Source organism: Herbidospora yilanensis, assembly GCF_001570565.1.
Lineage (GTDB): Bacteria > Actinomycetota > Actinomycetes > Streptosporangiales > Streptosporangiaceae > Herbidospora > Herbidospora yilanensis.
In genome coordinates this window covers 38,585-59,296 of record NZ_BBXE01000030.1, presented here as the reverse complement: position 1 = coordinate 59,296, position 20,712 = coordinate 38,585, and the positions used below count along the sequence as shown (strand labels likewise).

Here is a 20,712-nt window from a genome sequence, read left to right as displayed (position 1 = left end):
CGTGCCACCGGCGGGCGGCCCGGCATCCGGTCACGGGGCCTCGTGGCCCGGCCGGGGGCCGGTCAGATAGTTCTGCAGGGTGGGACCGAGCCAGGCGACGACCGCGTCCCTGTCCATGGCGGTGACCGGCGGCAGGCGCAGCACGTACCGGGTCAGGGCGAGGCCGAGGACCTGGGTGGCGACCAGACCGGCGCGGGTGACGGCCTCGTCGGGAGCGATGGCCAGGACCGCGGGGCGGAGCTGGGTGGCGAAGATCTCCCGCATGCGGTCGGCGGCGGCCTGGTGGGTGACCGCGGCCCGCAGCAGCGCCATGAGGGTCTCGTCGCCGTCCCAGCGGTCGATGACGTGGCCGGCGATCCTCGCGCCGATCTGCTCGCGGGGGGTGCCCGCGAGATCGGGGATGCGCAGGTCGAACTCGGCGGCGGCGGCGAAGAGCTTCTCCTTGTTCTCGAAGTAGCGCATGACCATGGCCGGGTCGATTCCCGCGCTCGCGGCGATGGCCCGGATGGTGGCGCGTTCGTATCCGTCGCTGGCGAACAGTTCGCGCGCGGCGGCGAGTATCGCCTCCTTGGTGGCGTCCGAGCGTCGCCCCTTGATCGTCGATGCCATGTCAACAAGTGTAGGCCAACACTTGTTGACATGCCAGGCGCGCCGGGTTCTACTGATGCCAACAAACGTTGACTCCTCAAGGAGGGGCGTCATGACCGACGTGATCGTGGTGGGCGCGGGACCCACCGGGCTGTTGCTGGCGGGCGACCTGGCCGAGGCCGGCGTCTCCGTCACGATCCTGGAGCGCCGCGACGGCGGGATCTCCAACCTCTCGCGCGCATTCGGCGTGCACGCCAGGACTCTGGAGCAACTGGACGCACGAGGCCTGGCCGACCGCCTGGTGTCCACCGGCGCGACGCTCAGTGAGCTGAGGCTGTTCGACCGGGTGACCGTCGACCTCGGCGGGCTGCCCAGCCGCTTTCCCTACCTGCTGATCACCCCGCAGTACAACGTGGAGAAGCTGCTCCTGGAGCGGGCGCTCGCGGCCGGCGTCGAGATCGTGCACAACGCCGAGGTCGTCCGCCTGCGGCAGGACGACACCGGGGTCACCGTCACCACCACCGGCCAGACCCGCCGCGCCGCCTACGTCGTGGGCGCCGACGGCTTCCGGAGCGCGGTGCGCCAGGCCGTCGGCCAGCCCTTCCCCGGCAGGTCGGTGCTGAAGTCCATCATGCTCGCGGACGTGCGGGTCGCCGAGCGGCCCGCGGAGATGCTGACCGTCAACGGGGTCGGCGACGCGTTCGCCTTCGTCGCGCCCTTCGGCGACGGCTACTACCGGGTCTTCGCCTGGGACCGCCGCCGCGCCGTTCCCGACGACGAGCCGCTCACCCTGGAAGAGGTCCAGGACGTCACCAGACGCGCGCTGGGCACCGACTTCGGCATGCACGACCCGCGCTGGTTGTCGCGTTTCCACAGCGACGAACGGCAGGTGCCCGACTACCGCGTGGGCCGCGTCTTCCTGGCCGGAGACGCCGCCCACGCCCACTCCCCCGCCGGCGGCCAGGGCATGAACACCGGGCTGCAGGACGCGGCCAACCTGAGCTGGAAGCTGGCGGCGGTGTTGCGCGGCGCGCCCGACCGCCTGCTCGACACCTACCAGACCGAACGCCACCCGGTCGGCCGTTCGGTGCTGCGCAGCAGCGGCGCCATCATCAGGGGCGCCATGCTCAAGTCGCCGGTCGGCCGCGCGATCCGCGGCTTCGCGGTACGCCGCGCGTTGTCCGTCGCCCGGATCCGCACGAAGGTCATGGGGCAGGTCAGCGGCGTCGGCTACACCTACCCCGCGCCCCGCGGCGCGCACGCCCTGGTCGGCACCCGGGCCCCGGACGTCGCACTCGCCGGCGGCGGCCGGCTGTACGAAGCGCTGCGCGGCGGCCACTTCGTCCTCATCCGCGCCGCCGGCGTCGCCGCCCGGCACGACCGGGTCCGCGTGGCGGCGCCCGCCACGACCGGCGGCCCGTCGATGCTCGTCCGCCCAGACGGATACGTGGGCTGGGCGGGCACCGACACCACCCACCTCGACCAGGTCGTGACCGACCTGGCGGGCGCCTCCCCCCGTCGCGCGGGGACCTGAACCCGGCCGCCTGCCGTCAGGCGTTGATGTTCAGCACCTGCAGAGTGATGTCGGTGGCGTCGCCGCCGCTCCATTCGACGCGCCCCGTGGCCACCCGGGCCTGGGTGTCGGGCTGGACGACCTGGTTGAAGCTTCTGCGCACCCGGATCGTGTCGTCCTGGCAGCCGCACCGCCCCTCACGAAGCACGACTTCGCCGTGGTAGCGGATGGCGTCACCCGGCAGAAGATCGACGAAGCCGTGCAGCTCGGTGAGGACCTCCCCGCCGCAGGACCAGCTCTGGTCGATCACCATCTGCTGGCTGTTGTAGACGAGGTCGTTGTCCAGCAGCGAGTAGGTGCAACGTTCGTTGGTTCCGAAGTTCTCGTCGTCCATGATGTAGACGGTCCCGGAGACGACCACCCGGCGTTTCGCCTCGTCCCCCGGTTTCGAGGGGAGGGCGGCGCCGAGCGTGCCCAGCGTCATGATCCCGGCGACGCTCAACGCCGCGAATTTGGCAAGCATGGTTCTCTCCCGCGTCCTGGCCCGAATGAGGCGCAGTCGATCTTCCCGGGAGAAGTCCTGCGTAGGACCCCGACTCCACCAAGATCATGCCACCCCTGGCCACTGAGCCGGGGTCCCTTCAGGAACGCACGCTCCGCCGGGAGGCGGTGACGGCGTAGCTGACGGCGAGCAGGGCCAGGCCCGGCGGGATGATGACCCACATCGGCCAGAAGTAGAGGAGTTCGCCCTCGGTGAAGCTGAGCAGGACCCAGATGACCAGGTTGAGGGCGACCTTGGCGACCCAGGCGATCCAGACGACCTTGAGCCAGCGGGGTAACGCGGCCGTCGCCACGGCCGTGGTTCTGGTCTGGGTGGCGGTCACGGTGGGCGACACGGCCGGGGCGCTGGGGAGGTCGAGGAAGAGGTTGTCGAGGTCGCCAAAGGTCACCGAGGTGTAGGCGCGGCTCATGCGGTCGTTGTATTCGTCGAGGCTGAGGCGGCCCTCGTCCACGGCGGCCAGCAGGCGGGCGACGGCGGCCTCACGATCATTGTCAGAAACCCGGACTTCACGTCGATCTGCCATTGACTGCCTCCTCGGGGGTCAGGTGTTCGCGGGCGAGGAGGCGGTCGATGGCGGCCGTCTCCGCGTGGTCGGCGTTTCGGTCGGTACGGCGGCGTTCCGCCATCACGGTCAGGTAGGGGCGGGCCGCCTCGCGGTCGACGCGGTCGAGGAAGGCCGCCAGCATGAGATCCCGGCTCCGGCGCAGCGTGGGGTCGACGTAGCCCGACGCGAGGGCCAGCCAGGTGGCGGCGATGTCGGCGGCGGAGGCGCCCCGGCCGGCGGTGGCCCAGTCGATGACGCGGGGGCCGTCGCCGGTGAGCAGGACGTTGTGCGGGTGCAGGTCGAGGTGGAGCAGGTGGTTGCCGACGCAGACGGCGGGGAGCCAGCCGGGTGAGCGTACGGCGGACAACTTCTTGAGCAGGTCGGCGAGGAGGCTGCCGTGGTCGGAGACCCGGCGCGGGTGGGCGGCGGCGTCCTGGTAGAGGCTCGGGCCGTCGAGGCGCTCCATCAGGATGTCGGGGCCGTCGGCGTCGTAGACCTGCGGCGCGGGGAAGCCGCCACGGCTGGCGTGGCGCATGACGGACGCCTCGCGTTCCAGGCTCCGGCCGTCTTTGGCCCGCCGGATGACCTTGCCCGCTCCGGCCTCGTAGATGTCGCAGTCGCGCCCCGACCCGATCAGGCAACCTACGCGCATGGTAGCCAGGCTAAGGGTTTCGGCGCCGCGATAGGCGGGCGTCCCGGTGACATCTTCTCACCGCTGATCGGTGTCGGCATCAGGTGGTCCGCAGGCTCGGCCAGAGGGCGGACCAGGGGACGGGAGCGGGGCCGCAGATCTGGATGACGTTCTCGCTGACCTGATTGTCGATGTCGTGGCCGATGTCGACCGGGCCGGCGAGGCGGCAGTCGGTGAACCGCGCGGGGATGCGGCGGTTCGCGGCGACGTGGACCAGGATGACGGGGCCGTCGGCGCTGTCGGGGGGCGGGCCCCAGTCGGCGTAACTCATGTGTCCCGAATAGGCGTCGGGGAGGCCGTGATCGGGGCCGTACCGCGCGATCGCGGCGGCTTCGCCGTAGTTCTGGGCGAAGATGACGGCGCGGGCGCGGTCGGCTTCGGGGATCTGGTTCCAGGCGTCCGCGACCGACCTGACGAGCTCCGGCCAGCCGATCTGCTCGCCCACCTCGGCGTTCAACGCGTTCGGGAACCGCGCGGCGGCGGGCGGCAGGACCGGGAGCCCGACGATGACGTTGACGGTCGCCGCGACCGCGATGCCCGCGACGAGCACACGCGGACGGACCCGGCCGACGACGGGCGCCACGCCTGCCGCCAGCGAGACCATCAACAGAGGCAGCACGTAGTAGGCCTTGCCGCCCGCGAACTGCACGACGGTGAACAGCAGCAGGGTCGCCACGGGGATCAGCCGGGCCCAGCGGACCGACCGGTCCCGCCACAGGCGGACCAGGCCGGCCACCCAGATCGGGAAGAACAGCGGGGAGAGCTGCGCGATCAGAAGCGGGAAGAGCATCATGCGGTCGTCCGCGCCGTCTTCGCTGATCCCGGCCGCGACCGCGAACTGCGGCCAGCCGTTCGCGGCGCTCCAGATCAGGTTGGGCGCGGCGATGACCACGGCGATGAGCGCGCCGATCGGCAACCAGCGGGTGCGCAGCACGTCTCTCGGCCCGACCAGCAGGAGCGCCAGGAACAGGGTCACCACCAGCAGCCCCAGCAGTTGCTTGTTCTCCATGCCGACGCCGACCGCGACGCCGATCGCCAGGAACCAGCGGCCGTCGCCGGTGCGGAGCAGTCGCAGCACCAGCAGGCTGATCACCAGCCAGGCGAGCATGTCGAAGGTCGCGGTGGCGAGCAGGTGGCCCAGGCCCAGGACGATCCCGGAGGTGGCCGCGCAGCAGGCGGCGACGAACTGCACCCGGCGGTCGCCGCCGAGTTCGCGGGCGATCAGGGCGACGGTCACGACCGAGGCCACGCAGAGGATCGTCGCGACGACGCGGAGCGCGGCCGGGGTGTCGCCGAGCAGGGCGGTGCTCGCGCGGGCGAGCAGAGGGGTCAGCGGTGGCTGGTCGACATAGCCCCAGTCGGGGTGATCGCCGGCGACCATGAAGTAGAGCTCGTCCCGATGGAATCCGTACCGGTCGGACAGAGCGGTCAGCAGGACCGCGAGCGACGCCGCGACCGCGGCGATCGGGCCCACCGCGAGGGATGGCAGCCCCCTGAGGCGACTGTCGCCTTCCTCCGGCAACCTCGTGTCAGAGCGTTCGATAGCCACCCGGAGAGTCTGACAGCAACGGGTCAATATGAACAGCTCGCCGGTGTCAGGCGAGAATGGCCGTTTTCGCAGGTCAGCCTGCCAGGAATCGGTTGAACGCGCCGCCGGGCGCAACCCCTGTCTTCGTGGCGCCGCCGAGTAGGGGGAAACCCCTGCCGGCAACGGCCGCCCGCCGTTGGCCTGTTGTATCCGGCCACTTCCTGCCAATAGCGGCCGGGCCGCCCGCCGCTACTGTAGCGGTAACTCGATTTCGTCAGTCGAATTACCACCTGAATTATCAATTCGCGGGCACGCGAAAAGCACCGTCTTTTCGAGGTGAATACTCAAGGAGGTGACACGTTGCTGCAAGCCATCGATCTTGTCAAGCGATACGGCTCGGTCCTGGCGCTGGACGGATTCAGCCTGAGTGTGGCGGCCGGTGAGATCGTCGGCCTGGTCGGCCACAACGGCGCGGGCAAGACGACCTTCGTGGAGATCGTGTCGTACCTGATCCGTCAGGACGGCGGTCACGTGACCATCGACGGACGTCCGCCGTCGGCGAGCAGGGGGCGGGTGGGCGTCGCGCCGCAGCACATCGCGCTCTATCCGTCCGTCACCGTGCGCGAGCACCTCAACCTGTTCGGGAGGCTCGCGGGGCTGCGCCGGGCCGCGCTCGACAGCGCCGTCGAGGAGCTGACCGTCGCGCTGAGGCTCGGCTCGTTCATCGACCGCAGGACGGCGGGGTTGTCCGGCGGGCAGCAGCGGCGGGTCCAGGCGGCCACCGCGCTGATCAACCGGCCCGGTCTGCTGCTGCTCGACGAGCCGACCGCGGGCGCCGACCTGGAGACCCGCGAGGCGATGCTCGACGTCGTCAAGCAGCGCGCCGGCGACGGCGCGGCCATCGTCTACACCACGCACTACCTGCCCGAACTGGTCGAGTTGCAGGCCACCATCGCGGTGGCCCGCAACGGGAAGATCATCGCGCGGGGCACCTACGACGAGCTGGTGGACGGACTGCCCGGGGAGGTGCGGCTGATCCACGACAACGAGGAGGAGGTCCGCGTCTCCACCACGCAGCCGGCGGCCACCCTGATCGACCTGCTGGGCCGCGCCGAGCGGCCGATCAGCACGATCGAGGTGCACAACCCCTCCTTGGACGACCTCTACCGATCCCTGGCGGTCAGCGATGCTCCTTGAGACCGACTACCGTCCCGGGCCGGCCGCCGCCCTGCGCGAGTCCCTTTACCGGATCCGCGCGATGGCCGGCAACAACACGCTCATCCGGCTCCGCGACCCCGGCCAGACGATCAGCTACGTGGTCATGCCGATGGTCCTGATGCTGGTCCTGGAGCCGCTTTACGTGCGGGCGGTCGACGGCGGCACCACCAAGGTGGTGACCGGGCTGCTGGTCATGTTCTCGGTGTTCGCGATCTCCATCGCGGGCAACGCGATCCTGGCCGAGCGCACCTGGAAGACCTGGGACCGGCTCCGGGTGAGCCGGGCGCCGGCCGCCGAGCTGCTGATCGGCAAGACGCTGCCGATCTACGTGGTGATGATCGCCCAGCAGACCATCCTGCTGGTGTACGGCTGCCTGGTCATCGGCCTGCCCATCCCGGGCAACGTCCCGCTGGTCCTGGGGGCCATCCTGCTCTGGGCGTTCACGTTGCTGGCGATCGGCGCGCTGCTGGCCGCGATCGTGCGCAGCCACGGCGAGCTCAGCGTGATCACGGACGTGGGCGCGCTGACGCTCAGCTCGCTCGGCGGGGCGCTGGTGCCGCTGAGCCTGATGCCGGAGTGGGCGCAGGTCGCCGCGCAGGCGTCCCCCGGCTACTGGGCCCTGGAGATGTTGCAGGCCGCGGTCGCCGGTGACACCGCCGGAGTCCTGCGGCCCGCGGCGATCCTGCTGGGGATCGCGCTGGTCTGCGGCGTGTTCGCGATTCGCCGGCTCACCCGCGGCTGGGGCCGCGGCGGGCTCCTCTAAAAGAATTTCCACCTAAAAATTCGGTGAATAGGGGCATGTTGATGACTCAGCAACATCCACCTGGTGACTCGCAATACCCCGCGGACGAGTCCGATATTGCGATCATCGGCATGGCCGGTCGATTCCCGGGAGCCAATGACGTCGAAACGTTCTGGCGGAACATCAGCACCGGCGTCGAATCCTTCACGCGTTTCTCCGATGAGGAACTGATCGAGGCGGGCGTGCCGGCGGCGACGTTCTCGAAACCGAACTACGTCCGGAGCCGGCCGATTCTCGATGACATCCGCGGCTTCGACGCGGCGTTCTTCGGCTACAACCCGCGCGAGGCCACGCTGGCCGATCCGCAGCAGCGGCTCTTCCTCGAATGCGTGTGGGAGGTCCTGGAGTCGGCCGGGTACGGCTCGCCGGAGAGCCGCGGCTCGGTCGGCGTGTTCGCCGGCATGAACATCAGCGGCTACCTGCTGACCCGCCTCCAGGCGTTCGCCATGGGCATCGACACGTCGGCGCTGATGATCGGCAACGACAAGGACTCGCTGGCCACGAACGTGTCGTTCCGGCTGGACCTGTCCGGGCCGAGCGTGACCGTGCAGACGTTCTGCTCGACCTCGCTGGTCGCGGTGCACCTGGCGAGCGAGGCGCTGCGCCGGGACGAGTGCGACATGGCGCTCGCGGGCGGCGTTTCGGTCCGGATCCCGGACCGGACCGGCTACCTCTGGGAGGAGGGCGGCCAGGAGTCGCCCGACGGCCATGTGCGGACCTTCGACGCGCAGGGCCGGGGCAGCATGTTCGGCGACGGCGCGGCCGTGGTCGCGCTGAAGCGCCTGGGCAAGGCGATCGAGGACCGGGACACCGTGCTCGCGGTGATCCGCGCATCGACGATCAACAACGACGGCGCGATGAAGTTCAGCTACCTGGCCCCCAGCATCGACGGCCAGCGCCGCTGCGTCGCCAAGGCGATCGAGAAGGCGGGCGTGGACCCGTCGCAGATCTCCTACGTCGAGGCGCACGGCACCGCCACCGAGGTCGGCGACCCGATGGAGGTCGCGGCCCTGACCAGGGCGTTCGGCCAGACCGAGAAGAAGCAGTACTGCATCCTCGGCTCGATCAAGCCGAACGTCGGCCACCTCGACCGCGCCTCCGGCGCGACCGGCCTGATCAAGGTCGTCCAGTCGCTGCGGCACGAGCTGATCCCCGGGACGCTGCACTACACCTCGCCGAACCCCGAGATCGACTTCGAGACCAGCCCGTTCTACGTCACGTCCCAGCCCACCCCCTGGCCGCGCGGCGCCGACCGGCCGCGCATCGCCGGGATCAGCTCGCTCGGCATGGGCGGCACCAACGCGCACGCGATCATCGTCGAGGCCCCCGTCCCGGCCGCGCGCCCGGAGCGGCCCCGCCGCTGGCAGATCCTCCCGGTGTCGGCCCGCTCGGCCGCCTCCGCCGAGCGGATGGCGGCCCGCCTGGGCGAGAGCATCGCCGCCGACCCCGGCCTGGACCTGGGCGACATCGCCTACACCCTCCAGAAGGGCCGCAAGGTCTTCAACCACCGCAAGGTCGTCATCGCCGACGACAACACCAAGGCCGCCGCGCTGCTCGCGGACCCCGCCGGGCCGCTGGGCCGTACCGACACGGCGGTCGGCCGCAAGACCGGGTTCCTGATCGCCGGCGTCGGCGAGCAGTATCCGGGCATGGTCGCCGCCCTGTACGAGGCCGAGCCCGGCTTCCGGGCGGACGTGGACGAGTGCGTCAGCCTGCTGGGCCTCACCGAGGCGTCCCAGCTGTCCGACGTCTTCGTCCCGGCCGGACCCGCGAACGCCCCCGACCTGGCCGCGCTGCTCGGGCGGACCGGGGACGCCTCCCCGCGGTCGGCCCCGAACGCGCATCTCATCCAGCCCGCCGTGTTCGTCGCCGAGTACGCGCTGGCCCGGCTGCTGATGAGCTGGGGCGTCAAGCCGGAGATCATGGTCGGCTACAGCCTCGGCGAGTACGTCGCGGCCTGCCTGTCCGGGGTGTTGTCGCTGGCCGACGCGCTCAAGCTGGTCGCCTACCGGGCCAAGCTGATCACCTCCCAGCCGGAGGGCGGCATGCTGGCCGTGGCCGCCGACGAGAAGCGGCTGAAGGCGGTGCTGGGCGACCTCGACCTCGACGTCGCGGTCCGCACCGGCTCGCAACTCGTGCTGGCCGGGCCCGAGGAGAGCGTCGAGGCCGCCGCGGCGCGGCTCAGAGCGGCCGAGATCGGCTGCCGCCGCCTCCAGACCACCCACGCGTTCCACTCCCGGATGCTCCAGCCGGTCGCGGCCGAGCTGACCTCCTGGATCAGCGCCAACGTGACGCTGAACCCGCCGGCCATCCCCTACGTCAGCAACGTCACCGGCGAGATCGCCACCGCCGAGCTCATCACCGACCCCGGCTACTGGGCCCGCCACATGTGCGAGACGGTCGAGTTCGGCGCCGGGCTCGCGCACGTGCTGCGCGGCGGCGACATGACCCTGACCGAGATCGGCCCCGGGCAGTCGCTCGGCGCGCTGACCCGCGGCCACCCCGGCTGCGACCGCGACCAGTGGCCGCTGATCGTCACCACCCTGCCCGGCCAGGGCGACCAGGTGGAGACGCTCGCCGCCACCGCGACCGCCGTCGCCAAGCTCTGGCTGGCCGGGGTTCCGATCGACTGGGACGCCCTGCACACCGGCTGGACGCCCGGCCGGGTGCCGTTGCCGACCTACCCGTTCGACCGCCAGGACTACTGGCTGGAGATCGACCAGTCGGCGCTGACCACCGGCGTGCCCATGCTGGACGAGAGCGACCCCACCAGCATCGCGACCGCGCTGCCGCGCCTGCCCGACGAGCGGTGGATCAACGTCCCGGTGTGGCGGCAGACCGCGCCCCAGCTCGTACGCGAGGAGGAGCAGACCAAGTGGCTGCTCTTCACCGACGCGGGCCTGGCCGACACGCTGACCGGATCGGTCCGCGCCGCGCTGGACGCGCTCGGCCACGAGGTCGTCCTGGTCCGGCCCGGCGACGCCTACGCCGACACCCCCGACGGCTTCGTCGTCCGCCCCGGCTCGCAGGACGACATCGTCGCCGCTCTGCGGACGCTCGGCGGCCGTGACTTCACGCCGGAGCGGGTCGTGCACCTGTGGACCGCCGACCCGGCCCCCGCCGAGGGCGACGCCACCCAGGAGTGCCTGAAGCGCGGCCTCTACACGCTGGTCTCGTTCGCCAGGGCCGCGGTCGACCTGGGCCTGCCGGCCTGGGCGCTGGACATCGTCACGGTCGGCAGCCAGAAGGTGCTGACCGGCGACGACATCCTCCCCGAGCGCAACACGCTGCTCGGCCCGACCCGGCTCATCCCCGTCGAGTACCCGAGGGTCAAGACCCGCCTGATCGACATCGACGCGGGCACCGGACCGGCCGCCCTGCGGGGGCTGCTGGCCGAGCTGCGGGCCGACCCCGCCGACCAGGTCGTCGCGCTGCGCGAAGGCCGCCGCTGGACGCCCGGCTACGAGGTGCTGGACGCCGCCAACATCGACAGAACCGCCCCGGTCGTGGATGTGCGGCGCGGCGGGACGTACCTGGTGACCGGCGGTCTGGGCGGCATCGGCCTGGGCATGGCCGAGCTGCTGGCCACGAAGTACCAGGCCAACCTGGTCCTCATGGGGCGCACCGCGGTCCCGCCGAAGGACCAGTGGAACCAGATCCTGGCCGCCCCCGCCACCGCCGACGAGGTGCGGCGGCGCGTCGAGGGGCTGCGCCGGCTGGAGGCGGGCGGCGCCGGGGTCGTCACCGTGGCCGGCGACGTGTCCAAGGTCGCGGACGTGCGGCGGGCGGTCGACGCGGCGATCGAGCGGTTCGGCGAGCTCAACGGCGTGCTGCACTGCGCGGGCGTGCCGGCGGTCGGCCTGATGCAGTTCAAGACCGTGGCCGACATCGAGCGCACGCTCGCGCCGAAGGTGGCCGGTTCGCTGGCCCTGGCCGAGGTGCTGAAGGACGTGCCGGTCGACTTCCTCGCCCTCTACTCCTCCACCACCTCCGCCACCGGCGGCGGCGCCGGCCAGGTCGACTACTGCGCGGCCAACGCGTTCCTGGACTCCTTCGCGCTCAGCGACCCGCTGCCCGGCGCGCTGGTCACCTCGGTCGACTGGTGCGAGTGGACCTGGAACGGCTGGACGGAGGGCCTGGAGAACTACGACGAGGGCTCCAAGCAGTACTTCACCTGGTACCGGGGCCTGTTCGGGCTCAGCTTCGAGGACGGCTTCGAGACCCTCGTACGGGTGCTGAACAGCGGCGAACGCCATGTCGTCGCCTCCACGCAGGACTTCGCGCCGCTGGTCGCGATGAGCCGCAAGTCGTCGATCGAGAGCCACCAGGCGACGGTCAAGAAGCTCAGGGACGCCTTCGGCCGGCACCCCAGGCCGGACCTGTCGACCGCGTTCGTGGAGCCGCAGAACGAGGCCGAGGAGAAGATCGCCGAGGTGTGGACCGAGGCGCTCGGCCTGGAGTCGGTCGGGGTCCACGACAACTTCTTCGAGCTGGGCGGCAACTCGCTGCTGGGCATGGAGATCATCGCGGAGGTCCGGAAGGCGCTCGGCCTGACCTACCTCCCACCGCACATCCTCTACCAGTCGCCCACGATCTCATCGCTCGCCGAAGCGGCCACCGCGGGCGAGGCCAACGAAGAGCAGACGGCCGACGTGCGCGAACAGCAGCGCACCTCGCGCATCGAACAGCGGCGGAACATGCTCCGGAGCGGAAGGACGTCATGACAGAAACCGACTACGCCTCGGCGGTGGCGCTGATCGGCATGTCCGGTCGTTTCCCGGGCGCCGACAGCGTCGCCGACCTGTGGCGGAACGTACTGTCCGGGATCAAGGGCCTGCGCGAGATCACCGACGAGGAGCTGCGCGAGACCGGCGTCGAGCCGGGGCAGATCGCCGACCCGCGCTACGTGCGGATCGGCGGCCCGCTGAACGGCCTGGAGCACTTCGACGCGGGGGTCTTCGGGATCAACCCGCGCGAGGCCGAGATGATGGACCCGCAGCACCGGCTGTTCCTGGAGTGCTCGTGGGAGGCGCTGGAGGGCGCCGGCTACTGCCCCACCGACGTGCCTGGGCAGGTCGCGGTGTTCGGCGGGTGCGGGTTCCCCGACTACGTGGTGAAGAACATCTTCCACCTGACCAACGCGCCGGGCGGCGCGATGCTGATGGCGATCGGCAACGAGCGCGACTCGCTGGCGTCGCTGGTGTCGTACAAGCTGGGGCTGCGCGGACCGGCGGTGTCGGTGCAGACGTTCTGCTCCACGTCGCTGGTGGCGGTGCATCTGGCCTGCCAGAGCCTGCTGACGTACGAGTGCGACATGGCGCTGGCCGGCGGCGCGTTCACGCCGCTCCCCCAGCCGGCCGGCTACCTGTACGAGCAGGGCGGCATCATGTCGCCGGACGGGAAGGTCCGCAGCTTCGACGCCGAGGCGGGCGGCACCGTGATGGGCAGCGGCGTCGGCACGGTCGCGCTCAAGCGCATGTCGGACGCGCTCGCCGACGGCGACGTGATCCACGCAGTCATCCTCGGCTCGGCCTCCAACAACGACGGCCGGATGCGGGCCGGTTACACCGCGCCGGGCGTGGACGGCCAGGCCGACGTGATCGAGTCGGCGCTCGGCGTGGCCGGGGTCAAACCCGACACCATCGGCTACGTCGAGTGCCACGCCACCGGCACCATGCTGGGCGACTCGATCGAGCTGGCCGCGATGAACCGGGTGTTCACCCAGCCGCGGGAGACCCCGGCCGTGCTCGGTTCGCTGAAGCCGAGCCTGGGTCACCTCGACCGGGCCTCCGGTGTGACCGGGCTGATGCGGGCCGCGCTGAGCCTCAAGCACGAGTTGCTCCAGGGTGTGCCGGACTACGTCCAGCCGAACCCGGCGCTGGCCACCGCGCAGGACCGGTTCACCGTGCTGACCGAGCACCGGCCGTGGCCGGAGGGCCCGCATCCGCGCCGGGCCGGGGTCAGCTCGTTCGGCCTCGGCGGGACCAACGCGCACGTCGTGCTGGAGCAGGCGCCGCCGCGCGAGGCCCGCCCGCACCGGCCGGGCCCGCACCTGCTGACGTTCTCGGCGGGCGACGAGAACGCGCTGAACGAGCTCGGCGAGCGGCTGGCCGCCCACCTGGCCGGCGACTCCGGCGAGGACGTCGCGGACGTGGCGTTCACCCTGCAGATGTCGCGCGGCGGGTTCGCGCTGCGGCGCGCGGTCGTGGTCGCCGACCGCGACGACGCGGTCGTGGCGCTGACCGACCCCTCCCGCTGGATCAACGCCAAGACCCAGCGCCGTAACCCGAAGGTGCGCCTGGTCACGCCGGAGGGCGTGCCGGCGGCCTGGTGGCCGGAGCTGCTCGCGGCGGTCGACGCCGTGATCGGCATCGAGGACGGCACCGACCGGCACGACGCGGTCGGCGCGCTGGCCGACGGGCTGCGGCGGCTCGGCGTGCAGGTGTCGCGTGAGGACGCCGGTCAGGCGTCGGAGGAGATCGCCGTCGCCCCCGTCGACGGGGTGCCCGCGGCCGAGTGGCTGCTGGCCACGCTGGCCCGGTTGTGGCAGGCCGGCAGCACGATCGACTGGACCGCGCTGCACCGGGGGGCCGGCCGCAGGGTCGAGCTGCCCACCTACCCGTGGCAGAAGCGCCGCTACTGGGTGAAGGCCAACCCGGACATGCAGGCCGCCCCGGTGAGCGACGACAAGACGTTCGACCGGTCGAAGTGGACGTACCTGCCGACCTGGCGGCAGCGGCCGTTCGCGGTCGCCGACCTGGACGAGCGGCTGCGGGCGGCCGGTCCCTGGCTGGTCTTCGCCGACGACGCCCGGGGCGAGGCTCTGATCGACCGGCTGAACGCGGCGGGCGCCGAGGTCACGGCGGTACGGAGCGGCGAGAGCTTCGGCCAGGACGACGCGGGAGACTTCACCATCCGGCTGGACCAGCCCGATGACATGGCCGAACTGCTGTACTCGCTGCTGGTCGCGCCCCGCGCGATCGTCCACGGGTTCAGCCTGGCCGCGGCCGAGCCGGGACCGGGTCAGGACCCGTCCGCGCACTTCGACGCCGAACAGCGCCGCGGCTTCTACTCCGTGCTGGCGCTGGCCAGGGAACTGGTCGACAACAGCGGCTCCGCGCCGCGCGCCGAACTCGCCCTGCTCACCTCGGGGGCGGTCGGTGTGCTCGGCTCGGACCTGCGTCACCCGGAGCACGCCACGCTGGCGGCGCTGGCCCCCAGCCTGGCCCAGGAGAACCCCCGGATCCGGGCCCGCACGATCGACACCGACGCCGTCGGCGACGCCGTCCAGATCCTGGCCGCGATCCTGGCCCCGCACGAGGGCCCGGTCGCGGTCCGCGCCGGCGAGACCTGGGTGCGGGCCTACGAGCAGTTCCCGATCGACGAGCCGACCGACGACACCCGCCCGATCAGGGACGGCGAGACCGTGCTGATCACCGGCGGCCTCGGCGATGTCGGGCTCGTGCTCTCCCGGCACCTGGCCGCCGCCTACGGCTGCAACCTGGTCCTCACCGCCCGCTCCCCGCTGCCGCCCCGCGAGGAGTGGGAGGCGTTCCTGGCCGAGACGCCCCCCGGCGGCGAGCGCACCGCCCGGCACGTCCGCAACATCCTGGACCTGGAGAGCCGGGGCGCGACCGTGCTCTGCCTGTCCGCCGACGTGGCGGACGAGGAGCGGATGGCGGCCGTGGTCGAGGCCGCGGTCGAGCGGTTCGGCGGGATCGACGTGGTGGTGCACGGCGCGGGCGTGCAGGACGGGGCGTACTTCAACTTCGCCCACCTGATGGACCGCGCGCAGTGCGACGCCCACCTGTCCACCAAGGTCAAGGGCTTCCACGTGCTGGAGAAGGTGCTCGGCGGGCACGCCGCCGACCGGCGGATCACGTTGTCGTCCATCGCGGCGGTGCTGGGCGGCATGACGCTCGCGCCGTACGCGGCGGCCAACGCGGCGCTGGACGCCTACATCCGGCAGTCCCGGGTGGCGGGCGCGAGCCGCTGGGTGACCGTCGACTGGGACACCTGGAGCATCGACGCCAGCCGTCTGGAAGGCCACAGCGAGGCCGTGGTCGGCTTCGCGATGGCCCCGGTCGAAGGCGTCGACGTCTTCGAGCGGGCCCTGTCGGCCACCGACCGGGTCGGCCATCTGGTCATCTCGACCGGTCCGCTGGAGGGCCGGCTGGCGCAGTGGGTCGTCGGCGACATCCACAACACCGACGACACCCTCGACGACCAGGAACGCCATCCGAGGCCGGATCTCAACAACCCCTACGTGGAGCCGAGGGAGGGCACCGAGGCGGCGCTGGCCGACATCTGGTCGCGGGTGCTGGGCATCGAGCCGATCGGCGCCACCGACAACTTCTTCGAGCTGGGCGGCCACTCGCTTCTCGCGATCGAGCTGACCACCAGGATCCGCAAGTCGCTGAACGCGTCGGTGCCGGTGACGGGACTGCTGGAGTGCCCGACGGTGCGCATGCTGGCCGAGCTGCTGGACGAACGGGAGACCGGATGAGGCAGCCGGAGCACGTGCGTTCGGTCCAGGCGTTCGCGCGCAGGGAGCTCATCGGCAAGGACGCCTACCTCGACTCGCTGGCCGAGGCGCCGCTCCCGCTGTACGAGCGGTTCGCGGACACCGGCCTGGCGAACTGGTGGGTGCCGAAGGAGCACGGCGGCCCCGGCCTCAGCCTGGAGGACGGCGTGCGGATCGTCGCCGAACTCGCCTACGCCGACGCCGGCGCCGCGTTCACCCTGTTCATCCCGATTCTGACGACCAGCATGGTCTCCTGGTACGGCTCCCCCGAACTGCGGGACCACTACCTGGGCAAGCTGGTGGCCGGGAGCGGGTTCTGCGCGACGCTCGGCAGCGAGCACGCGGCGGGCAGCGAGCTGGCCAGGATCACCACGACGGCCCGCCGCGACGGGAACGACGTCGTGCTGAACGGGGAGAAGGCGTTCTCCACGAACGCCGACTTCGCCGAGTTCCTGGTGGTGGTCGCCCGCGCCGAACACGACCCGGCCGGCTACCTCGCGGTGCTGGTCCCCCGGGACACGCCGGGCATCCGGATCGACAAACGCTGGGACGTGCTGGGGCTGCGCTCCTCGGCGACCTATCAGGTGACGCTGACCGACTGCCGGGTGCCGGCCGCCAACGTGCTGCGCGGCAACGGGCTGCGGCTGCTGGAGGTGGGGCTGAACGCCAGCCGCATCCTGATCGCCACGACGGCGCTCGGCATCGCCCGCCGGATCCGGGACGTGTGCCTGGAGTACGGGAGGTCCAAGCAGGTCAAGGGCGCCGTCCTGGCCGGCAACGCGGTGTTCGCGGCCAAGCTGGGCCAGTTCGAGATGCAGATCGACGTGATGGCGAACCAGTGCCTGGCGGCGGCCCGCCGGTACGACGAGATCGCGGCCCGGCCGGACGCGGCCGCGGAGTTCCTCCGGGTGGGCACGCTGAAGGCGGCGCTGACCACGAAGATGTTCTGCGGCCAGACCGGCTGGCAGATCGCCTCGGCCGCGTCGGAGATGTTCGGCGGCGTGGGCTACACCCACGACGCGGTGATCGGCAAGCTGCTGCGGGACGTGCGGTACGTGTCGATCGTGGAGGGCGGTGACGACGTGCTGCGGGACCTGGTGTTCAACCGGTACGTGGTGCCGGTGTCGCAACGGTCGTGACAGCGGTCGTGACGACGGCGCCCGCGTAGCCGGGCGCCACCTCAAGCCAGCGAAGGGAACGCGACGAACCCACCGTCGCGTTCCCTTCCGGCGTTACCAGCGCGTCCCGCAGGCCGGCCAGGCCGGCCCCGGTCGCCTTGATGTACGCCTCCTTGGCGCACCAGAGCCGGAAGTACTCCTCCCGGGGCGAGGCGGCCCGGGTCAGGTGGTCGACCTCGGCGGGCCGGTACAGATGCCGGGCCATGGCCAGATGGTCCAGGTCGTCGCGGACGCGCTCGACGTCGACGCCGACCCGCAGGCCCGGCGGGGCCACCCCGATCAGCGCCCACTCCTCGGAGTGCGACAGGTTGAAGTCGATCGGCCGGCCGGCCAGGTACGGCCGGCCGCCGGGCTCCGCGCCGAAGACGAGACCGGCCGGCGGCAGGCCGGTGAGCCCGCCGAGGACGGCCCGCAGGACGCCGTGCGCGACCGTGAAGCGGCGGCGCTCGGCCGGTGTCGCCAGCGCCGCCGCGCGGGCCCGTTCGTCCCCGGAAAGCAGCGGGGCCCACCTCGCGCCATCCGGCTGATCGAGGTGGACCCGCCACACGAAGGAGTCCGTCACATCCATTTGAGCAGGGCCTTGGAGATGAGCTTGTGGGCCAGCGCGGCCTGCTCGAACACCGCGAAGTGTCCGCCGACGAACGGCTGGAGCTCGTACTCCCGGGTGGTCTGCTCTCCCCACGGCGTCACGGTCTCGGCCTTGATCCGGGGGTCGTCGGTGCTGGGCATGGCCGTGATGGGCAGGTCCAGCGGCTTCTCGTCGCGGTACTCGTAGGTCTCCTTGATCGTGAAGTCGGCGACCACGGCCGGGAGGATCATGTCCAGCACGCCGGGATCGGTCAGCAGCCACTCCGGCGTGCCGCCCAGCTCGCGGAGCATCGAGACGACCTCCGGCCGGGACATCTGCCCGACCGGCTTGCCGTCCTCGTAGGCGAGCTGCGGAGCGACCGAACCGGAGACGAACAGGTGCACCGGCGGCGGGCCGCCGCGACGGCGGATCTCCCGGGCCAGCTCGAACACGACGAGCGCGCCGAGGCTGTGGCCGTACAGGGCGTATCTGCGGTCGATCGAGCCGAGCGAGACGTCCGCCTGGATGATCTCGGCGAGGTCGGCCACCAGCGGGCCCATCCGGTCGTAGGCGGGCTCCCTGAGCCTGCTGTCCCGGCCCGGGAGCTGGATGGGCTGGACGGCCACCCCCGGCAGGACTCGCTGCCAGCTCCGGTAGGTGGAGGCGGCGCCACCTGCGTGCGGCAGGCAGTACAGCGCGAGCGCGCCGGGGCCGGCGCCGGTCTGGCCCGCGAACGGCATCCACCGGCCGGCGTCGTCAAAGCTCATCGACGATCTCCAAGTGGACGTAGGGCGGCGGCGGCTGGACGGTGGTCAGGTCGGCCTCCAGCACCACGTGGACGCCGTCCCTGCTGACCTCGCGGAATCCGGCGAAGGCGTAGGTGACCTGCATCATCCGGTTCCGGCCGGTCTCCACGAAGTCGGCGCGCACGCTCACGCCGGCCGCCTGGGCCAGCCGCAGGATGTGGTTGAGCAGCACCATGCCGACGCCGCGGGACATCACCCGGCAGGACATCAGCATCATGTTGAGCCGCCACTCCCGCTCACCCTTCTCCACCAGGGCGAGACCGATCTTGCCGTAGCTGCCGAACCGGTCGGTCAGGGAGGCGACCAGCAGCAGGTGGTCGGGCGACTCGCGCAGCTCGTCCAGTTCCTCGTAGGAGTAGGTGCGGCCGGTCGAGTTGAGCTGGTTGGTGCGGACCGTCAGCTCCTCGGCCCGCTGGAGGTCGTCCCGCACGGCCGGAGCGATGGTGAACCGCATCTCCAGCCCGGCCAGGAACTCCTCGTTGGTGCCGACGAAACCGGACTCCAGATCGTCCCGCGCGGCCTGCGCCTGGTACATGGGGCGGCGCTGGGCGGACTCGTCGGTGACGAACCGGGGGATGAACTCCGGCCGGGCCAGCGCCTCCTCCAGGTCCACGATGTCGACCAGGGTGACGGCGGGCAGGCCGTGCCCGACCTCGCCGCGCTCGAACTCCTGGTCGTCGACGAAGGCGAAGGCGTCCAGCCCGAGGTTGAGCGCCTTCGCGATGCGCGCGATGGAGTCGGATTTGGCGTTCCAGTTGATCTGCGGGTGCAGGAACATCTCGTCGAGGCCGAACTCGCGCAGTTTCTCCAGCGCGGCCTCGCGGTCGTTCTTGCTGGCGATCGAGTGCAGCACTCCCATCTGGTCGAGCCGGTGGATGTGCGCCGCCACCGCGGGCCGCAGGGTGACCTCGCCGTCCTCCAGCAGCACGCCGTCCCAGAGCGTGTTGTCCAGGTCCCAGACCACGCACTTGATCCGGCCCTGGACCGGCTTCTCCGGGACGACAAGGGGGCTTTCGTCGACCACGGTCATCAGATGATCTCCCGTTCTGCCTGGCTGGCGATGGTGACGCGCTGGATCTCGTTGCTGCCTTCGATGATCTCCATGACCTTGGCGTCCCGGTACAGCCGCGCCACCGGGTAGTCGTGGCCGCAGCCGTTCGCGCCGTGGATCTGGACCGCCTCGGACGCGTGCCGGGCGGCGGCGGTGGAGGCGAAGTACTTCGCCACCCAGGTCGCCATGATCGTGGACGCCTCGCCGGCGTCCTTGAGCCGACCGGCCTCCGCGACGAGCAGGCGGGCCGCCCGCGCGTCGGTGACCATGTCGGAGAGTTTCGCCTGGATCAGCGGCAGATCCTTGAGGAGCGACCCGCCGACCGTGCGCCGGGAGGCGTACGCGGCGCAGGCCTCCAGCGCGGCCTGGATGATGCCGACCGAGCCGGTCGCCACGCTGTAGCGGCCGAGGTCCAGGGTGCCGGTCAGCACCATGCCGGCGGTGAAGCCGCTCGGGCCGAGCAGCGCGTCCGGGCCGAGCGCGACGTCGCGGAAGGAGATCTCCGCGATCATCGACGCCCGGGTGCCGAGCATGTCCTCGATCGGCGTCACCTCGACGCCGGGGCTGTCCCTGGGGACCAGGAACGCCCCGATGCTGGTGGCCGTGCGGGCGAAGACCAGGAAGAGGTCGGCGCGCTGGCCGTTGGTGATCCACTTCTTGACGCCGTTGAGCACCCAGCCGCCGTTCTTCTCCACGACGTTGCTGGCGATCCCGGAGGCGTCGCTGCCGGCGCCGGGCTCGGACAGGCAGAACGCGGCGAGCACGTCTCCCCGGCCGAGCGCCGGCACCCACTGCTCGCGCTGGGCCGGGCTGCCCCACCGCTGCACCGCCCACGACACCATCGTGTGCACGGTGAGCAGGCTGCGCACCGAGGAGCAGCCCCGGCCCACCTCCTCGTGGACCTCGCCGAGGGTGACCAGGTCCATCCCCCCGTCCATTTCCCCGCCGCCGGTGTCCCGGGGGAGGAAGGGGGCCCAGAGCCCGGCGGCGGTCATCCGCTCCAGCAGCTCCTCGGGGACCCGGCCCTGCCGGTCGTACGCGTCGGCGTACGGGACGATGTGGGTGTCGACGAACGCGCGGGCGGACTTCCTGTCGGTGACCTGAAGCGTGCCCGGCGCGGTCTCAGCCAGGGTCGTCAT

15 protein-coding genes are annotated in these 20,712 nt (G+C 71.5%); 6 read left to right on the top strand and 9 right to left on the bottom strand.

The genetic code is table 11. The annotated features are described in order from the left end of the window. Positions 1-30: 30 nt before the first annotated feature. Positions 31-609: a TetR/AcrR family transcriptional regulator gene (locus AW273_RS24035; RefSeq protein WP_062352211.1), complete on the bottom strand. Its 579-nt coding sequence runs from the start codon at positions 607-609 to the stop codon at positions 31-33. 91 nt (positions 610-700) lie between these two features. Here AW273_RS24035 and AW273_RS24030 point away from each other — a divergent pair, with 91 nt between their 5' ends. Beyond that, the gene (locus AW273_RS24030) at positions 701-2,122 is read left to right on the top strand and encodes an FAD-dependent oxidoreductase (protein WP_083949995.1); all 1,422 of its coding nucleotides are present in this window, start codon (positions 701-703) and stop codon (positions 2,120-2,122) included. 16 nt (positions 2,123-2,138) lie between these two features. Here the strand turns inward: AW273_RS24030 and AW273_RS24025 are convergent, their stop codons facing one another. The 4 genes from AW273_RS24025 to AW273_RS24010 all read right to left on the bottom strand — a co-directional run bounded on the left by AW273_RS24025 (position 2,139) and on the right by AW273_RS24010 (position 5,372). After that, the gene (locus tag AW273_RS24025) at positions 2,139-2,624 is read right to left on the bottom strand and encodes a hypothetical protein (protein ID WP_062352205.1); all 486 of its coding nucleotides are present in this window, start codon (positions 2,622-2,624) and stop codon (positions 2,139-2,141) included. A gap of 118 nt (positions 2,625-2,742) precedes the next feature. Further along, positions 2,743-3,186 carry a DUF1707 SHOCT-like domain-containing protein gene (locus AW273_RS24020; RefSeq protein WP_063910082.1) on the bottom strand — a complete coding sequence of 148 codons (444 nt, stop codon included), beginning with the start codon at positions 3,184-3,186 and terminating at the stop codon, positions 2,743-2,745. Continuing rightward, positions 3,170-3,859: a phosphotransferase gene (locus tag AW273_RS24015; protein ID WP_062352200.1), complete on the bottom strand. Its 690-nt coding sequence runs from the start codon at positions 3,857-3,859 to the stop codon at positions 3,170-3,172. Before AW273_RS24015 ends, AW273_RS24020 begins: the two co-directional genes overlap by 17 nt. Positions 3,860-3,938: 79 nt before the next feature. Continuing rightward, the gene (locus AW273_RS24010) at positions 3,939-5,372 is read right to left on the bottom strand and encodes a glycosyltransferase family 39 protein (protein WP_198168321.1); all 1,434 of its coding nucleotides are present in this window, start codon (positions 5,370-5,372) and stop codon (positions 3,939-3,941) included. A gap of 414 nt (positions 5,373-5,786) precedes the next feature. Here AW273_RS24010 and AW273_RS24005 point away from each other — a divergent pair, with 414 nt between their 5' ends. From AW273_RS24005 to AW273_RS23985, 5 genes are read left to right on the top strand one after another with little or no spacing between them, the layout of a single operon-like run. Next, positions 5,787-6,623, top strand: a complete 837-nt coding sequence (locus tag AW273_RS24005) for an ABC transporter ATP-binding protein (RefSeq protein ID WP_062352196.1) — start codon at positions 5,787-5,789, stop codon at positions 6,621-6,623. Further along, positions 6,613-7,407: an ABC transporter permease gene (locus tag AW273_RS24000; protein WP_062352194.1), complete on the top strand. Its 795-nt coding sequence runs from the start codon at positions 6,613-6,615 to the stop codon at positions 7,405-7,407. Before AW273_RS24005 ends, AW273_RS24000 begins: the two co-directional genes overlap by 11 nt. 35 nt (positions 7,408-7,442) lie before the next feature. After that, positions 7,443-12,170 carry a type I polyketide synthase gene (locus AW273_RS23995; RefSeq protein ID WP_083949994.1) on the top strand — a complete coding sequence of 1,576 codons (4,728 nt, stop codon included), beginning with the start codon at positions 7,443-7,445 and terminating at the stop codon, positions 12,168-12,170. Beyond that, positions 12,167-15,952 carry an SDR family NAD(P)-dependent oxidoreductase gene (locus AW273_RS23990; RefSeq protein ID WP_062352191.1) on the top strand — a complete coding sequence of 1,262 codons (3,786 nt, stop codon included), beginning with the start codon at positions 12,167-12,169 and terminating at the stop codon, positions 15,950-15,952. The genes AW273_RS23995 and AW273_RS23990 overlap by 4 nt, the downstream gene beginning before the upstream one ends. Further along, positions 15,949-17,109, top strand: a complete 1,161-nt coding sequence (locus tag AW273_RS23985; protein WP_062352189.1) for an acyl-CoA dehydrogenase family protein — start codon at positions 15,949-15,951, stop codon at positions 17,107-17,109. The genes AW273_RS23990 and AW273_RS23985 overlap by 4 nt, the downstream gene beginning before the upstream one ends. Here AW273_RS23985 and AW273_RS23980 read toward each other — a convergent pair. The 4 genes from AW273_RS23980 to AW273_RS23965 are packed head-to-tail and all read right to left on the bottom strand — an operon-like array spanning position 17,072 to position 20,712. Further along, entirely contained in the window at positions 17,072-17,710 is a 639-nt protein-coding gene (locus AW273_RS23980; protein WP_062352187.1) for a 4'-phosphopantetheinyl transferase family protein, read from the bottom strand. The two genes, AW273_RS23985 and AW273_RS23980, sit on opposite strands and share 38 nt — an antisense overlap. Then, on the bottom strand, positions 17,707-18,483 hold the full coding sequence (locus AW273_RS23975; protein ID WP_062352184.1) for a thioesterase II family protein: 777 nt from the start codon (positions 18,481-18,483) through the stop codon (positions 17,707-17,709). The genes AW273_RS23980 and AW273_RS23975 overlap by 4 nt, the downstream gene beginning before the upstream one ends. After that, positions 18,473-19,552 (bottom strand): HAD-IIIC family phosphatase, encoded by a 1,080-nt coding sequence (locus AW273_RS23970; protein WP_062352181.1) that lies wholly within the window; start codon positions 19,550-19,552, stop codon positions 18,473-18,475. Before AW273_RS23970 ends, AW273_RS23975 begins: the two co-directional genes overlap by 11 nt. Continuing rightward, positions 19,552-20,712 carry an acyl-CoA dehydrogenase family protein gene (locus tag AW273_RS23965; protein ID WP_062352178.1) on the bottom strand — a complete coding sequence of 387 codons (1,161 nt, stop codon included), beginning with the start codon at positions 20,710-20,712 and terminating at the stop codon, positions 19,552-19,554. The genes AW273_RS23970 and AW273_RS23965 overlap by 1 nt, the downstream gene beginning before the upstream one ends.

Coding starts and splice junctions, on each gene's coding strand:
- AW273_RS24035 (WP_062352211.1), bottom strand. CDS start 609: ATGGCATCGACGATCAAGGGGCGACGCTCGGACGCCACCAAGGAGGCG.
- AW273_RS24030 (WP_083949995.1), top strand. CDS start 701: ATGACCGACGTGATCGTGGTGGGCGCGGGACCCACCGGGCTGTTGCTG.
- AW273_RS24025 (WP_062352205.1), bottom strand. CDS start 2,624: ATGCTTGCCAAATTCGCGGCGTTGAGCGTCGCCGGGATCATGACGCTG.
- AW273_RS24020 (WP_063910082.1), bottom strand. CDS start 3,186: ATGGCAGATCGACGTGAAGTCCGGGTTTCTGACAATGATCGTGAGGCC.
- AW273_RS24015 (WP_062352200.1), bottom strand. CDS start 3,859: ATGCGCGTAGGTTGCCTGATCGGGTCGGGGCGCGACTGCGACATCTAC.
- AW273_RS24000 (WP_062352194.1), top strand. CDS start 6,613: ATGCTCCTTGAGACCGACTACCGTCCCGGGCCGGCCGCCGCCCTGCGC.
- AW273_RS23995 (WP_083949994.1), top strand. CDS start 7,443: ATGTTGATGACTCAGCAACATCCACCTGGTGACTCGCAATACCCCGCG.
- AW273_RS23990 (WP_062352191.1), top strand. CDS start 12,167: ATGACAGAAACCGACTACGCCTCGGCGGTGGCGCTGATCGGCATGTCC.
- AW273_RS23985 (WP_062352189.1), top strand. CDS start 15,949: ATGAGGCAGCCGGAGCACGTGCGTTCGGTCCAGGCGTTCGCGCGCAGG.
- AW273_RS23975 (WP_062352184.1), bottom strand. CDS start 18,483: ATGAGCTTTGACGACGCCGGCCGGTGGATGCCGTTCGCGGGCCAGACC.
- AW273_RS23970 (WP_062352181.1), bottom strand. CDS start 19,552: ATGACCGTGGTCGACGAAAGCCCCCTTGTCGTCCCGGAGAAGCCGGTC.
- AW273_RS23965 (WP_062352178.1), bottom strand. CDS start 20,712: ATGACGACCCTGGCTGAGACCGCGCCGGGCACGCTTCAGGTCACCGAC.